Below are 13,950 nucleotides of genomic sequence, written 5' to 3'. Positions count from 1 at the left end.
AAAAAATTGGGTGCCGCCGCTCACGTGTTGCGAACGGCGGCACCCATCGCCAGTGATCAGGTTCTGGCAGCGCGTGAGCGCTTAGCCTCCGCCGCCGCCTTGTGTGCCAATCGTGAGCTTGTTATTCACGGACTTCACGCCCGCCACATTCTTCGCCACGTCTTCAGCTTGCGGAATCTGCGCGCCGTCCGGCACCGTGCCGGACAACGTCACCACGCCGCCACGCGCACGCACGAATACGTTGGACACGTCGAACCCTTGTGCTCTTGACAACGCCTTGCGCACGCTCAGGCCGAGCTTGCGGTCGGCCTGCTTCATGGACTTTGCGCTCGGCGCTGCCGGGGCGGACGCCATTGCGTCGCTCGACTGGGCGTAGGCACTGGACGCTGTTGCCACGCACAATGCTATGCCGAGCGCCTTCAATAGATTGACTGTTTTCACGTTTTCTCCATTCCTCGAAAAGTTGATGTCGCTTCGTTGCATGCAAAAACCACGCGCTTGCGAGCGTGTTGCCGCCCACGAGGAGCCCCTGTCTTGTAGAAGAGTGACGTTGTGAGGCTCCCGGCGCGCTTAAACAATACTCCAGCAAACGCCGGAGCGCTCAAAAAGTAGGGTGCGGCGCGCATAAAGATGCGGCAGGCCAGCGCGTCAGAACCATTGAGGCTTCATTGTCAGGGTGGTGTCGTCGAGCTTGCGCAAGCTTGCCAGCATCTGCGTGATGCGCGGCAGTTCCCAACGGAAGAACCACTGGCAAGCGTGCAGTTTGCCGCGATAGAAGTCGGCATCCTCATCGCTCTTCGCGCGTGGCAACGCGGCGCTCGCCACGTTTGCCTGGCGCAGCCATGTCCATGCAAGCACGAGATGGCCGAACGCTTCGAGAAACGCGTTCGCGTTGGCGAGCGCGCGTTCGGGTTCGGCGGCGAGCGTTGGCAGCAACGCTTCGACCGTGGCCGCTACGTCCTGCCATGCGGCGCCGAGCGCGTCCGCATACACATGCAACGCGGGATCGGCACGCGCCTTGTCGATACTGTGTTGCATTTCGCCCGCCAGCAGCTTCAGCGCAGCGCCCTGTTTCATCGCGACCTTGCGCCCAAGCAGGTCGATCGCCTGAATACCGTGTGTGCCTTCGTGGATCATGTTCAGCCGGTTGTCGCGATAGAACTGTTCGACCGGATATTCGCGCGTGTAGCCGTAGCCGCCGTGAATCTGGATGGCGAGGCTATTCGCTTCCAGACACCATTGCGAAGGCCAGGACTTGACGACCGGCGTCAGGAGGTCGAGCAGCAGGCCTGCATTGGCGCGGGCGGCTTCGGTTTCGCCGGTGTTCTGCTCGTCGACGAGACGCGCGGCGTATAGGCAAAGCGCATAGGCGCCTTCCACGTACGCTTTCTGCGCGAGCAGCATCCGGCGCACGTCCGCATGCTCGATCAGGCGAAGTTGCGGATCGAGCGGGCGCTTGTTGTCCGGCCGGCGCCCCTGAGGCCGTTCGCGTGCGTAATCGAGCGACGCCAGGTATCCGCGATAGCCCAGCATCACTGCGCCCAGACCCACGCCGATGCGTGCCTCGTTCATCATATGGAACATGTAGGCGAGGCCCTGATGCGGTTCACCCACCAGTTCGCCGATGCATTTGCCGTGCTCGCCAAACGACAGCATGGTGGACGTGGTGCCGCGCCAGCCCATCTTGTGAATCAGGCCCGCGAGTGCGACGTCGTTGCGCGCGCCGCGGCTGCCGTCTTCGTTGACATGAAACTTCGGCACCGTGAAAAGCGAGATGCCTTTCACGCCAGCCGGTCCGCCTGGTATGCGCGCAAGCACGAGGTGGACAATGTTCTCGCTCAGTTCATGGTCGCCGCCCGAAATAAAAATCTTGTTGCCGCGAATGGAGTAGGTGCCGTCTTCATTCGGCGTGGCCGTGGTGACGAGATCGGACAGACTGGAACCCGCCTGTGGTTCGGTGAGCGCCATGGTGCCGAATGCGCGGCCTTCGAATAAAGCCTGCAGGTACTTACGCTTTTGCGTAACGCTGCCGAAACGTTCGATCACATTGGCGTTCGCCGTGGTCAACATTGCGTATGACGCAGTTGCCATGTTCGCGCTCTTGAACAGCGACAGGCACGCAAACGCAATCACCGACGGCAACTGCATGCCGCCCCATTCGTAGTCCTTGCCGGCGGCGAGAAAGCCGGTAGCACGCAACGCGTCGAGCGCCTCTTTCACCTGCGCGGGCAGGATCACACGCTCGCCGTCGAACTGCGGTTCGTTTTCGTCGAGCAAGCGGTTGTGCGTGGCGAACTTTTCGACCGCGACCGCGTGCGCGGTGTCGAGCGCGGCGACGAACGTCTCGCGGCTGTGATCGGCATGGCGCGCACGCCGGGTAAGCGCTTCGCACTCGAGCAACTCGAACAGCTGGAACTCCAGATCACGCGGGTTGATGATCGGCGCATCTTGCATGGGAAAGTCCGTTCGAAAAGTGAGTGCGGAAGGCCTGCGCAACGTCGCGCAAGATCGCGCGAAGGCTCGTGCAAGGTCTTTTGAAAGCGCTGTGCAGCGGCTCGCTGCGTGAGGCGAAAGCGTTATGCGGAAAGCGTAAAAGCGCCTGCATCCGGGTAAATCCCGATGACCGGCTTCGCACCGATGCATGTCAGTGTATAACGAAAGTGAATGATCGTGCTTTTATTTACAGCCCTGATTGCGGCACGTATGATGGCCAGAAAAATGATCGAGTTGACGATGTCAGGCGGCACAAACTGGAGGAGCATCGCATGTCTGTGAAGGACCTGTTTCAACTGGATGGCAAAGTTGCGTTGATCACTGGCGGCTCGCGCGGACTGGGTCTGCAAATGGCCGAAGCGCTCGGCGAAATGGGCTGCCGTGTCGCGATCACGGCGCGAAAGGCGGGCGAGCTCGACGAGGCGAAAGTGCATCTGCAACGCCTCGGTGTCGAGGTGCAAACGGTCGTCAACGACCTGCAGCGTTTCGAAGAAATTCCCACGCTCGTGACCGAGGTGCTGGGCCGGCATGGGCGCATCGACATTCTCGTGAACAACGCGGGCGCTACGTGGGGCGCACCCGCCGAAGATTATCCCGACGAAGCGTGGCACAAGGTTATGAACCTGAACGTCAACGCGCCGTTCTTTCTCGCGCGCGAAGTGGGCAAGCGCAGCATGATCGCGAAGCGCGCCGGCAAGATCATCAACATCGCCTCGGTGGCGGGACTCAAGGGTTCGCCGCCGGGCATGGACACGATTGCCTACAACACGTCGAAGGCTGCGGCGATCAATTTCACGCGTGCATTGGCCGCGGAATGGGGCAAGTACAACATTAACGTCAATGCACTCTGCCCGGGCTTTTTCCCGTCGAAGATGTCGGCGGGACTGCTCGACAGGCTCGGCGAGACGATCGTCTCGCACACGCCGCTGCAACGCCTCGGCGGCGACGAGGATCTGAAAGGACCCATCGTGTTTCTCGCAAGCGAAGCATCGCGTCATGTCACGGGACAATATTTCGCGGTAGACGGTGGCGCGATCGTCGTCTGAGCGACGTGCTGCGCGGCGCATACGTCATTCAGCCGCCGCGCCTGAATAAAAACTGGAGACGCCGATGAACGAACGCCATCACCCGCACTGGCCGCCGCACGTGCCCTTGCATCTCACACTGCCGCAAACCAACATCTTCTACAACGCCGAAGTCTCGGCCACGCGCTTTCCCGACAAGCCGTTCATCATTTTCTACGACACGGTGCTTTCGTTCGCCGCGTTCAAGGATGAGGCCGAGCGGATTGCGGGTTTCCTTCAGCAGGAATGCCAGGTAAAAGCCGGCGACCGTGTGCTGCTGTACATGCAGAATAGCCCGCAATGGGTGCTTGCTTATTACGGCATTCTGCGCGCCAACGCCGTGGTCGTGCCGGTCAATCCAATGAACATGACCGACGAACTGCGCCATTATGTCGAAGACAGTGGCGCAACCACCATCATCGCGCCGCAGTGTCTGTTCGCGAATGTCGAGCCGTTGATCGGCAACGCGGCGGGGCAGGGCATCGAGCATGCCATCGTCGCAACGTACAGCGATTACGTGAAGGGTCCGTCTTCGATTCCGGTGCCAGAGGTGATCGCCGCGCCGCGTAAGACTTTCGACTTGCCTCGCGTGACGGCATGGGCTGACGTACTCGAACGGCGTCTCGTGCCGGGACCGCTTACGGCCAGTCCCGACGATCTGTGCGTGATGCCGTACACGTCGGGCACAACGGGCAAGCCGAAAGGCTGCATGCACACGCATCGCAGCGTAATGAGCACGCTGCTCGGCGGCTGCGTGTGGTTCGGCGCGCCGGCGGACGGCGTCTATCTGTCGGTGCTGCCGCTTTTTCACGTGACGGGCATGCAGGGCGGCATGAACAGCGCACTCTTCTCGGGCGCGACGATCGTCATCCTGCCGCGCTGGGACCGCGACGCCGCCGCGCTATGCATGCAGAAATATCGCGTCACGGCATGGCAGTCCATCTCCACGATGATGGTCGACTTCCTGTCGAACCCGAAGCTCGGCGAATACGATCTGTCGAGTCTTCAAGGTACGCGCGGCGGTGGCGCGGCGATGCCGGACGCCATCGCCAGAAAGCTGAAGGCGCTGACCGGACTCGATTACGTGGAAGGCTACGGCATGTCCGAGACCATGGCGGGCACGCATATCAATCCGCCGCATCGTCCGAAACCGCAATGTCTGGGCATTCCGGTCTTCGATGTCGATTCGCGCGTAATCGATCCGCTCACATTGCAGGAAATGCCGCCGGGCGAAACAGGCGAGATCGTGACCTCTGCGCCGCAGGTCTTCCAAGGTTACTGGCGCGATCCAAAGGCGACCGAGGCAGCGTTCGTCGAATTCGACGGTCAGCGCTTCCTGCGCACCGGCGACCTGGGTCATATTGACGAGGACGGCTATTTCTTCATGACCGACCGCCTCAAACGGATGATCAACGCATCGGGCTACAAGGTCTGGCCGGCCGAAGTCGAAACGCTGATGTACCGGCACCCGGCGATCCAGGAAGTCTGCGTGATCGGCGTGAAAGACGACAGGCGCGGCGAAACCGTGAAGGCGCTGGTCGTGCCCGCCGCCACGCACGCCGGAACGATTACGGAACAGGCGATCATCGACTGGGCACACGAGCAGATGGCGTCGTACAAGGCGCCGCGCATCGTCGAGTTCGTGGCGTCGCTGCCCAAGTCGGGAAGCGGCAAGATCCTGTGGCGCAAACTGCAGGAGGAGGATGCGGCGCGCACGCTTGCCGCCGGTAGTGACGGCGGTACGGCCCGCTGACGATCAGGCCAGCGCTTCGTGCGTGCCCGTGTCGATTGGCTGTGTCGTTTGACGGTAAGCTGCTGGCAATGGGACTTGGGTACGCCGCGTGCGTATCGGAGTGAGGAATAAGCCATTCACAAGCGGCTTAGGTGCAATCGTCAAATGGAAAAGGAGGTGTCGCCATGAAGGGTTTTGCCAGACAAATGATGCTCGGTCTTGCCGTCAGTGCGATGGTAAGCGGCGGTATTCCGCTTGCTGCCGCCCAGAGTCCGAGCGCTTCGCCCGGCGCCGGCACCGCCGGTGCAGCCAGTGCGCCATCGAGCAAAGCGCAGCGCAAAGCCGCCCGCAAGGAAGCGCGCGCGAAGAAAAACGCCGAGTTGAAGAAACTCGAAGACGCCGGCTACCAGCCGTCGCAGGACGATCCAAACTATCCGAACAATCTGCAGAAGGCGGAGAAAAAAGCAGGCATTGGCGCGCCTGCCGGCCAGCAGTAAACGAAGCGAGCCGCGTTGCGTCGTCGCGCACGCGCACGCGGCCGCGTGCCGGGTAAAGCCTACGCATAAGGTGGGCGCAAAACATGCAAGCGTTGCGCGTCCATCCACTTATTGGCAGTGACGCTTGCTACGGCATGACAGCCAGTCTTGCACCTAGCGCGACCCCAGCGCTTCCACCAGCATCTCGACGAACGCCTTGACCCGCGCGGTGAACTGTAACTGCTGCGGATACACAGCGTAGATATCCGCGCCCGGCGTGCGGTAGTCCGGCAGCACGTGAATCAGGCGTCCGTCCGCCAGATAGTCCGCAATGTCCCACTCGGCACGCATCAGAATGCCGTGACCGTCCAATGCCCATTTGACCGCGATTTCACCGTCATTGGTGGTGAGGTTGCCGCGCACGCGCACCGTTTCGGTCGTCTCCGCGCCGGCGCGTCCGCTGGTGAGCCGCCACAGGCCGTAACCGTCGTCGCCCTGGCGGATGCCGATGCAGTTGTATTGCGCCAGTTCAGCCGCGCTGCGCGGCGGCCGCCGCCGCGCGAAGTACTTTGGCGACGCGCATAGCAAGCGCCGGTTCGATGCCACTCGCCGTGCAATCACACGGGCGTCCGGCGGTTCGCCGAAACGGATGCAGACGTCGAACGCATCGTCGCTGAGCGGCGGCGGGTCGACGGAAAGCTGCAACTGCACGTCCACTTCGGGAAAGCGCCGCACGAATGCCGAGATGAGCGGCGCCACGTGACTGCGGCCGAAGCCGAGTGTTGCGTTCACACGCAGCAGACCTTTCGGCGCCGCCCGCGAGCCGCCCAGCAACTGCGCGAGGTCGTCCATCTCGCTGAGAATGCGCCGCGCACGCGTCAGATAAAGCTCGCCCTCGGGCGTGAGGCTCATGCGCCGCGTCGTGCGGTTGACGAGCGACACGCCCGCGCGCGCTTCCATTTGCGCCAGATGCTTGCTGACCGCCGCCGTGCTGAGACCGAATTCACGCGCGGCGGCCGTCAGGCTGCCACTTGCCGCGACAGTGGAGAAGAACGCAAGGTCGTCCGGTTGGACCGATGAGTTCATGTGAGCGACAGACGCGAAGCGTCATTATTAACTTCAGGTTAAAGATGGTTTGAGTCTAGCAGCGTATTAGCAGCACTGCTCCGCTCTACGATGCTGCACATACTTTCATCGTTCTGGAGACGCCGCATGAAGCATTACCGCATTGCCACCATTCCCGGCGACGGCATCGGCAAGGAAGTCGTACCGGCCGGTCAGCGAGTGTTGCAGGCGTTGGCCGCGCATAGCCGCGATTTCAGTGTCGAGTTCGAAAGCTTCGACTGGGGTGGCGACTACTACCGCGAGCATGGCGTGATGATGCCCGCCGATGGTCTCGACGCGCTTCGCGACAAGGACGCGATCCTGTTCGGATCGGCAGGCGATCCGGACATTCCCGACCACATCACGTTGTGGGGCTTGCGTCTGAAAATCTGCCAGGGCTTCGATCAATATGCGAATGTGCGTCCCACGCGAATTCTGCCCGGCATCGACGGGCCGCTGAAACGCTGCGCACCCGCGGACCTCGACTGGGTGATCGTGCGCGAGAATTCGGAGGGCGAATATGCGGGCGTGGGTGGCCGCGCGCATCAGGGCCACCCGATCGAAGTCGCGACCGATGTGTCGATGATGACGCGCGCGGGCGTCGAACGCATTTTGCGTTTTGCGTTCCGGCTGGCGCAATCGCGTCCGCGCAAACTGCTGACCGTCATCACGAAGAGCAATGCGCAACGTCACGCGATGGTGATGTGGGACGAGATCGCGGTACAGGTGTCGAAAGAGTTTCCGGACGTGAAGTGGGACAAGGAACTCGTCGACGCTGCAACCGCGCGCATGGTCAACCGTCCGGCCACGCTCGACACGATCGTGGCGACCAATCTGCATGCGGACATCCTGAGTGATCTGGCGGCGGCGCTGGCCGGCAGCCTCGGCATTGCGCCCACCGCGAATCTCGACCCGGAGCGGCGCTATCCGTCGATGTTCGAGCCGATTCACGGCTCCGCGTTCGACATCATGGGCAAGGGTCTCGCGAATCCGGTCGGCACGTTCTGGTCGGTTGTGATGATGCTCGATCATCTCGGCGAAGCGGACGCCGCGCGTCGGCTGATGGATGCGATCGAGCGCATCACGGCCGATCCGGCGTTGCATACCGGCGACCTCGGCGGCACGGCAACCACCGCGCAGGTGACCGATGCCGTGTGCGCGATTCTCGCCGGCGGGCGTCCAGCGGAGTCCAAGGCGGCGTGAGCCCGTTTTCACGGCGCCTGGCGGCGCCCGCTGCCGCTCGATGGCACAGCAGACAGCAGACAAGAAGACACGGAGACCGATATGACACATGACCTGCAGGCCCGCGTGGTTCGCAAGCTGACATGGCGCATTTTGCCCTTTGTCATGCTGCTTTATTTCGTGAGCTTTCTCGATCGCGTGAACGTCGGCTTCGCGGCGCTTACGATGAACAAGGACCTCGGGCTGTCGCCGACCACGTTCGGACTCGGCGGAGGCATCTTCTTTCTCGGCTATTTTCTGTTCGAAGTGCCGTCGAACCTGATCCTGCACAAGGTCGGCGCGCGCATCTGGATTGCTCGCGTGATGGTCACCTGGGGACTCGTTTCGGCGGCGTCCGCGTTCGTGACAGGACCGACCTCGTTCTACACGCTGCGCTTTGTGCTGGGCGTCGCCGAAGCTGGCTTCTTTCCCGGCATCATCCTGTACCTGAGCCAGTGGTTCCCCGCGCGCCAGCGTGCGCTTGCCGCCGCGGCGTTCATGGCGGCCGCGCCGCTATCCACCGCTATCGGCTCGCCGATTTCCGGCGCCATCATGCAAATGCCGGCGCTATTCGGCCTGAAAGACTGGCAATGGCTCTTTATCGTCGAGGCGATTCCCGCGGTGCTGCTCGGCTTTGTCGTACTGAAAGCGTTGACTGATGCTCCGGAAAAAGCAGACTGGCTCGCCGCCGATGAAAAGGCGTGGCTCATCGCCACCTTGCGCGACGAGCGCGTGGGTCGCGAAGCGCAGGCCGGACATGCGGCCGGCGCGTTCGCGGCGTTGCGCGACATGCGCGTGTGGATCATGGCGATGATCTATTTCGGCACGTCCGCCGGGCTGTACACGCTCGGCTTGTGGGCGCCGTTGATCATCCGTCAGTTCGGCTTCAGCGCGCTTGCCACCGGCGCGCTGAACGCGATTCCGAGCGTGCTCGCGGTGCTCGGCATGGTGTGGTGGGCGCGCCGGTCCGATCGAACAGGCGAGCGCACGTGGCACGTGGTCATTCCATGCGTGGCGGCGGCGGCCGGACTGGCGTGGGCCGGCATGGCCGACAGCATCGTCGCGGTGGTGCTGGCGCTCGTCGTCGTGAATGTCGGGATCAGTGCGGCGAAGGCGCCGCTGTGGGCGATGCCCAGCACGTTTCTGTCAGGCGCGGGCGCTGCGGCCGGAATTGCCATGATCAACTCGATCGGCAATCTCGGCGGCTTCGTCGGGCCGTTTGCGATCGGCTGGCTGAAGAGCGTAACGGGCGGCTATGCGGCCGGCCTTTATGTAGTCTCGGCGAGCCTGGCGGTTTCCGCGCTGCTCGCGCTGCTCGTCGGACGGCGCAGCTATCGCGCGGCGCCCGCCGCGTAGCGGAATGACAGGGCGCTCGCGCGCCGCCTATCCGCTTTTTTTGAAACGGCGACCCACCGGTCGCCGAATCCTTGCCGCTCTCCGCTCTCCGCTCTCCGCTCTCCGCTCTCCGAAGCGCCTTCCTGCCCAATTGCGACACGCACGTCCGTTCGCAGTCGCGGCCATCAAACCCTTGTCCCGTCAGGCTTTCACCGCCGGCGGCCCGCGCGTGCGCCGGCTGGGTGTCGTATTTCCACATGTGGTTGTCGCAAATAGTCCGCTAGGCGCAATTTTTTCTGGCAACTATGTATGCACAGCGCGGACGGACGTCCGCCACGCTAGGAGAGCATTCGATGAATTCCCCCAAGGTCGTGGTTGAAGGGCTGTGCAAGGTGTTCGGCGCCAATCCGAAGCAGGCGGTCGGCATGCTGGCCGCCGGCGCCACGAAAGAGGAAGTGTTCACGCGCACCGGCCAGATCGTCGGCGTCCATAACGTTTCGTTCGAAGTCAGGGAAGGCGAGATCTTCGTGCTGATGGGCCTGTCTGGCTCCGGTAAATCGACCCTGATTCGCCTGATCAATCGTCTTGTCGAGCCGACGGCCGGCAAGGTGCTGATCGATGGCCGCGACGTGGCCAGCGTCCCGCGCTCGGAATTGACGGCGCTGCGCCGCAAGGACATGAGCATGGTGTTCCAGTCCTTTGCGCTGATGCCGCAGCGCACCGTGCTGTCCAACGCAGCGTTCGGCCTCGAAGTGGCGGGCGTCGGCCGTAAAGAGCGCGAGAAGCGGGCGATGACGGTGCTCGAACAGGTCGGACTCGCACCGTTCGCGCAGAAGCTGCCCGCGCAGTTGTCCGGCGGCATGCAACAGCGCGTGGGGCTCGCGCGCGCGCTGGCCGTCAACCCGTCGCTGATGATCATGGACGAGGCGTTCTCGGCGCTCGATCCGCTCAAGCGCAAGGAAATGCAGAATGTGCTGCTCGATCTGCAGCGCGAGCAGCAGCGCACAATCCTGTTCGTGTCGCACGATCTGGAAGAGGCGATGCGCATCGGCACGCGCATCGCGATCATGGAAGGCGGGCGCGTCGTGCAGGTGGGCACGCCGCAGCAGATCATCACGAATCCCGCGGACGACTACGTGCGCGCGTTCTTCGAGGGCATCGACACGAGCCGTTATCTGACGGCAGGCGACCTGATGCAGACCGACGCTGTGCCGCTGATGCATTCGCAGGCGCCGCAGATCGACGTTTCCACGCTCGCACAAACGCTGAACGGGAGCGCCGAGTATGCGTTCGTGCTCGACAGCGAGCGCAAGATTCGCGGCTTCGTCTGTCGCGACGCGATGGGCAGCGCATCGCCGCAATTGAATCCGGTCGAATGCATCGGCCGCACGACACCGCTCGACGACGTCGTCGAGCGCGTGGTGGCGAGCCATGCACCGCTGCCGGTCGTCGAAGCGGACGGCTCGTACTGCGGTTCGGTCAACAAGACGAACGTGCTGAGTGTCCTCACCCGCCATCGGAGCTCCCATGTCTGAAGTCATTCCACTTGGCGCCTGGGTCGATCACGGCGTTCACTATCTGCTCGATCACGACGCAAAAACGTTCGATTCGATCGGCAAGGTGATCGAGAGCTTTGCCGCCCTGGTCGAGCATGGCCTTCAGGCGATCCCGATGTGGGCGCTGATGGCCATTTTCGTGGGCATCGGTTTGTGGCGCGTCGGCTGGCGCTTCGCGCTGTTCGTCCTGCTCGCGCTGCTGCTGATCCACGGCACCGGTTTCTGGGATCAGATGGTCATCACGCTCGGGCTGACGCTGTCGTCCACGTTGATCAGTCTGCTGCTTGGCGTGCCGCTGGGCATCTGGACCGCGAAAAGCCGGACTGTCGAGATGATCGTGCGCCCGGTGCTCGATCTGATGCAGACCATGCCGGCCTTCGTGTACCTGATTCCAGCCGCGATGCTATTCGGTCTCGGCCGCGTGCCGGGGATTCTCTCCACCGTGATCTTCGCGATGCCGCCTGCCGTGCGTCTCACGTCGCTTGGCATCAAGCACGTGAATCGCGAAATCGTCGAAGCCGGGCAGGCCTTCGGCTGCACACCGCTGCAACTGCTCTACAAGGTGCAGTTCCCGAACGCATTGCCGTCGATCATGACCGGCGTGAACCAGACCATCATGATGGCGCTATCCATGGTGATCATTGCGTCGATGGTGGGCGCGGGCGGCCTCGGTAACGACGTGCTCGCCAGCATCCAGCGTCTGGACATCGGGCTCGGCTTCGAAAGCGGTCTGTCCGTGGTGATGCTCGCCATCATTCTCGACCGTATCACGGAGAGCTTCGGCCGCTCGCCGGGCATGGCGCGCGCACCGCTGCTCTCGGGTCTGCGCAGCGTGATGAAAGTGCGCCGCGAACCGGCGGCGCAACACGGCTGAGCCGCCCATGAAGCGCGACGCGATCACGCCGCTCGACGCCCCGATTGATTCGCCGTTGGCCGGGCTCGCGCATGTCGGCTTTCTGACGCTGCCGAACTTTTCGATGATCGCGTTCACGAGCGCGGTCGAGGTGCTGCGCATGGCGAACTACGTCGGCCGCGCGCAGCACTACACGTGGTCGGTGATCACGCCGGACGGCGAGCCGGCGCGTGCCAGCAACGGCATCACGGTCAAGCCCACCATGACGCTCGCCGAAGCCGGCCTGCCGGATGTCCTGTTCGTGTGCGCCGGCTGGCAGGTGCGCGACTTCGTGGATGACACGGTCATCGCGTTGCTGCGCGACGTGGCGGCAAGGGGCATTCCGCTCGGCGGTATCTGCACGGGGCCGTACGCATTGCTTGCAGCCGGCTTGCTCGACGGTTATCGCGCCACCGTGCACTGGGAGGACATGTCGCCCTTGCACCGGTCCTATCCGCACGTGCATTTTGCCGACGAACTGTTCGTGATCGACCGCGATCGCATGACCTGCACGGGCGGCACTGCGCCGCTCGATCTGATGCTCAACCTGGTCGCAATGCGTCTGGGCCGCGGCGTGGCCGCGCAGGTGTCGGAGCAGTTCATTGTCGAACGGATTCGTGGTTCGACGGATTACCAGCACATTCCCGTTGACGCCCGCGTGGGGTTTTCGCGCGCCGAACTGATCGAGGTGGTCCGGCTGATGGAAGCCAATATCGAGGAGCCCTTATCACTCGATGAACTCGCGCGGCTCGTGCGTCTGTCGCAACGTCATTTACAGCGCATGTTCAAGATGTTTTTGAGCGTGTCGCCCACGCATTATTACCTCACGTTGCGTCTGCGCCGCGCGCGCGAACTGCTGCGCAATACGGATGCGTCGATCGCACGGGTCACCGCTGTTTGCGGATTTCATTCCGCATGTCATTTCAGCAAAGCCTATCGTGCGCAATTCGGTCATGCACCGAGCGTTGAGCGGCGCCTGTCGTCATAGGAAGGTGCCCTCGATGCATGCACGCGGGCGGATCGCGCCGGATAAAAATAACGCCTTGTTCAAACCAGTCGAGCTTCAATCACTCTGAGGGAACGCCATGAAACGTTTGTGGGCTGCGTCGTTGTGCGCGCTGTCGGTGTCGTCTGTCTTCGCTGCGGAGCCTGCTTCCTGCCGGGACGTGCGGTTTGCCGATGTCGGCTGGACCGACATTGCGGCCACCACGGGCCTTGCATCGACCGTGCTCGAAGGTCTCGGCTACAAGCCCACGAAGACGATTGCCTCGGTGCCGATCACGTTCGCGGGCGTCAAGACCAGACAGATCGACGTGTTCCTTGGCTACTGGTCGCCCACCATGGACCCGATGATCGACCCGTTCCGAAAGAACAATCAACTTAGCGTGCTGCCCACGCCGAACCTGACGGGCGCGAAATACACGCTCGCCGTGCCCGACTATACGTATCAGTCGGGCATCAGGTCGTTCAGCGATATTGCCGCGCACTACGATCAACTCGACGGCAAGATCTATGGGATCGAACCGGGTAACGACGGCAATGCGCTGATCAGGAAGATGATCGACAGCAACCAGTACGGCCTCGGCAAGTTCAAGCTGGTGGAATCGAGCGAGGCGGGCATGCTGGTGGAGGTGAACCGTGCGATTCGCGAAAAGAAGCCGATTGTTTTCCTTGGCTGGGAACCGCATCCGATGAACGTGCAGATGAAGATCGATTATCTGAGCGGCGGGGACGCCGTGTTCGGCCCGAACTACGGCGAGGCGAAAGTGCTGACGGTTACGCCGAGCGATTATTCGACGCGGTGCCCGAACGTTGCGAAGCTCGTGTCCAATCTTCAGTTCACGACGGATATCGAGAATCACGTGATGTTGCCGATCATGAACAGGACCGATCCGAACAAGGCCGCGCGCGACTGGCTCAAGGCGAATCCGGGCGTGCTCGACAAGTGGCTCGCGGGGGTGAAGACGTACGACGGGAAAGATGGGTTGCCGGCGGTCAAGGCGTATCTGGCAGGGAAATAGAGGACGGGCAGCACTTCATGCGAAAGCGGTCGTGTCGCATCACGCATGCCGCCGTG

The 13,950-nt window shown here is 62.6% G+C and carries 12 protein-coding genes; 9 read left to right on the top strand and 3 right to left on the bottom strand.

Annotated elements, in window-relative coordinates; translation table 11 throughout:
* Positions 1-81: 81 nt before the first annotated feature.
* Positions 82-441, bottom strand: coding sequence for a BON domain-containing protein (locus AAGS40_RS20295; protein WP_345814560.1), 360 nt, complete (start codon positions 439-441; stop codon positions 82-84).
* A gap of 207 nt (positions 442-648) precedes the next feature.
* Positions 649-2,454 carry an acyl-CoA dehydrogenase gene (locus AAGS40_RS20290; RefSeq protein WP_345814559.1) on the bottom strand — a complete coding sequence of 602 codons (1,806 nt, stop codon included), beginning with the start codon at positions 2,452-2,454 and terminating at the stop codon, positions 649-651.
* Positions 2,455-2,765: 311 nt separating this feature from the next.
* Between AAGS40_RS20290 and AAGS40_RS20285 the strand changes: the two genes are divergently transcribed.
* The 3 genes from AAGS40_RS20285 to AAGS40_RS20275 all read left to right on the top strand — a co-directional run bounded on the left by AAGS40_RS20285 (position 2,766) and on the right by AAGS40_RS20275 (position 5,786).
* A complete protein-coding gene (locus AAGS40_RS20285) occupies positions 2,766-3,539 on the top strand; it encodes an SDR family oxidoreductase (RefSeq protein WP_345814558.1) in 774 nt (257 codons plus the stop codon).
* Positions 3,540-3,603: 64 nt separating this feature from the next.
* On the top strand, positions 3,604-5,310 hold the full coding sequence (locus tag AAGS40_RS20280) for a long-chain fatty acid--CoA ligase (RefSeq protein WP_345814557.1): 1,707 nt from the start codon (positions 3,604-3,606) through the stop codon (positions 5,308-5,310).
* Positions 5,311-5,474: 164 nt separating this feature from the next.
* Entirely contained in the window at positions 5,475-5,786 is a 312-nt protein-coding gene (locus tag AAGS40_RS20275) for a DUF4148 domain-containing protein (protein ID WP_345814556.1), read from the top strand.
* A 153-nt stretch (positions 5,787-5,939) separates the two neighbouring features.
* Here the strand turns inward: AAGS40_RS20275 and AAGS40_RS20270 are convergent, their stop codons facing one another.
* Positions 5,940-6,851: a LysR family transcriptional regulator gene (locus tag AAGS40_RS20270; RefSeq protein WP_345814555.1), complete on the bottom strand. Its 912-nt coding sequence runs from the start codon at positions 6,849-6,851 to the stop codon at positions 5,940-5,942.
* A gap of 126 nt (positions 6,852-6,977) precedes the next feature.
* Here AAGS40_RS20270 and AAGS40_RS20265 point away from each other — a divergent pair, with 126 nt between their 5' ends.
* From AAGS40_RS20265 to AAGS40_RS20240, 6 genes are all read left to right on the top strand, one after another.
* On the top strand, positions 6,978-8,072 hold the full coding sequence (locus AAGS40_RS20265; RefSeq protein WP_345814554.1) for a tartrate dehydrogenase: 1,095 nt from the start codon (positions 6,978-6,980) through the stop codon (positions 8,070-8,072).
* 81 nt (positions 8,073-8,153) lie between these two features.
* Complete coding sequence (locus tag AAGS40_RS20260; protein ID WP_345814553.1) at positions 8,154-9,446, top strand: MFS transporter; 1,293 nt, start codon at positions 8,154-8,156, stop codon at positions 9,444-9,446.
* A gap of 332 nt (positions 9,447-9,778) precedes the next feature.
* Positions 9,779-10,960, top strand: a complete 1,182-nt coding sequence (locus tag AAGS40_RS20255) for a glycine betaine/L-proline ABC transporter ATP-binding protein (RefSeq protein ID WP_345814552.1) — start codon at positions 9,779-9,781, stop codon at positions 10,958-10,960.
* Positions 10,953-11,855 (top strand): choline ABC transporter permease subunit, encoded by a 903-nt coding sequence (gene choW, locus AAGS40_RS20250; RefSeq protein ID WP_345814551.1) that lies wholly within the window; start codon positions 10,953-10,955, stop codon positions 11,853-11,855. Before AAGS40_RS20255 ends, choW begins: the two co-directional genes overlap by 8 nt.
* 7 nt (positions 11,856-11,862) lie before the next feature.
* On the top strand, positions 11,863-12,861 hold the full coding sequence (locus tag AAGS40_RS20245) for a GlxA family transcriptional regulator (RefSeq protein ID WP_345814550.1): 999 nt from the start codon (positions 11,863-11,865) through the stop codon (positions 12,859-12,861).
* Positions 12,862-12,958: 97 nt separating this feature from the next.
* Positions 12,959-13,894, top strand: a complete 936-nt coding sequence (locus tag AAGS40_RS20240) for a choline ABC transporter substrate-binding protein (protein WP_345814549.1) — start codon at positions 12,959-12,961, stop codon at positions 13,892-13,894.
* The last annotated feature ends 56 nt before the right edge of the window (positions 13,895-13,950 follow it).

Origin of the sequence: Paraburkholderia sp. PREW-6R (assembly GCF_039621805.1) — a bacterium.
Lineage (GTDB): Bacteria > Pseudomonadota > Gammaproteobacteria > Burkholderiales > Burkholderiaceae > Paraburkholderia.
Note: the sequence above shows the minus strand (reverse complement) of the source record. Positions and strands in the feature narration are given on the sequence as shown.

Excerpts from the sequence above, each read along its gene's own strand:
- AAGS40_RS20290 (WP_345814559.1), bottom strand. The coding sequence starts at position 2,454 with ATGCAAGATGCGCCGATCATCAACCCGCGTGATCTGGAGTTCCAGCTG.
- AAGS40_RS20285 (WP_345814558.1), top strand. The coding sequence starts at position 2,766 with ATGTCTGTGAAGGACCTGTTTCAACTGGATGGCAAAGTTGCGTTGATC.
- AAGS40_RS20280 (WP_345814557.1), top strand. The coding sequence starts at position 3,604 with ATGAACGAACGCCATCACCCGCACTGGCCGCCGCACGTGCCCTTGCAT.
- AAGS40_RS20275 (WP_345814556.1), top strand. The coding sequence starts at position 5,475 with ATGAAGGGTTTTGCCAGACAAATGATGCTCGGTCTTGCCGTCAGTGCG.
- AAGS40_RS20270 (WP_345814555.1), bottom strand. The coding sequence starts at position 6,851 with ATGAACTCATCGGTCCAACCGGACGACCTTGCGTTCTTCTCCACTGTC.
- AAGS40_RS20265 (WP_345814554.1), top strand. The coding sequence starts at position 6,978 with ATGAAGCATTACCGCATTGCCACCATTCCCGGCGACGGCATCGGCAAG.
- AAGS40_RS20260 (WP_345814553.1), top strand. The coding sequence starts at position 8,154 with ATGACACATGACCTGCAGGCCCGCGTGGTTCGCAAGCTGACATGGCGC.
- AAGS40_RS20255 (WP_345814552.1), top strand. The coding sequence starts at position 9,779 with ATGAATTCCCCCAAGGTCGTGGTTGAAGGGCTGTGCAAGGTGTTCGGC.
- choW (WP_345814551.1), top strand. The coding sequence starts at position 10,953 with ATGTCTGAAGTCATTCCACTTGGCGCCTGGGTCGATCACGGCGTTCAC.
- AAGS40_RS20245 (WP_345814550.1), top strand. The coding sequence starts at position 11,863 with ATGAAGCGCGACGCGATCACGCCGCTCGACGCCCCGATTGATTCGCCG.
- AAGS40_RS20240 (WP_345814549.1), top strand. The coding sequence starts at position 12,959 with ATGAAACGTTTGTGGGCTGCGTCGTTGTGCGCGCTGTCGGTGTCGTCT.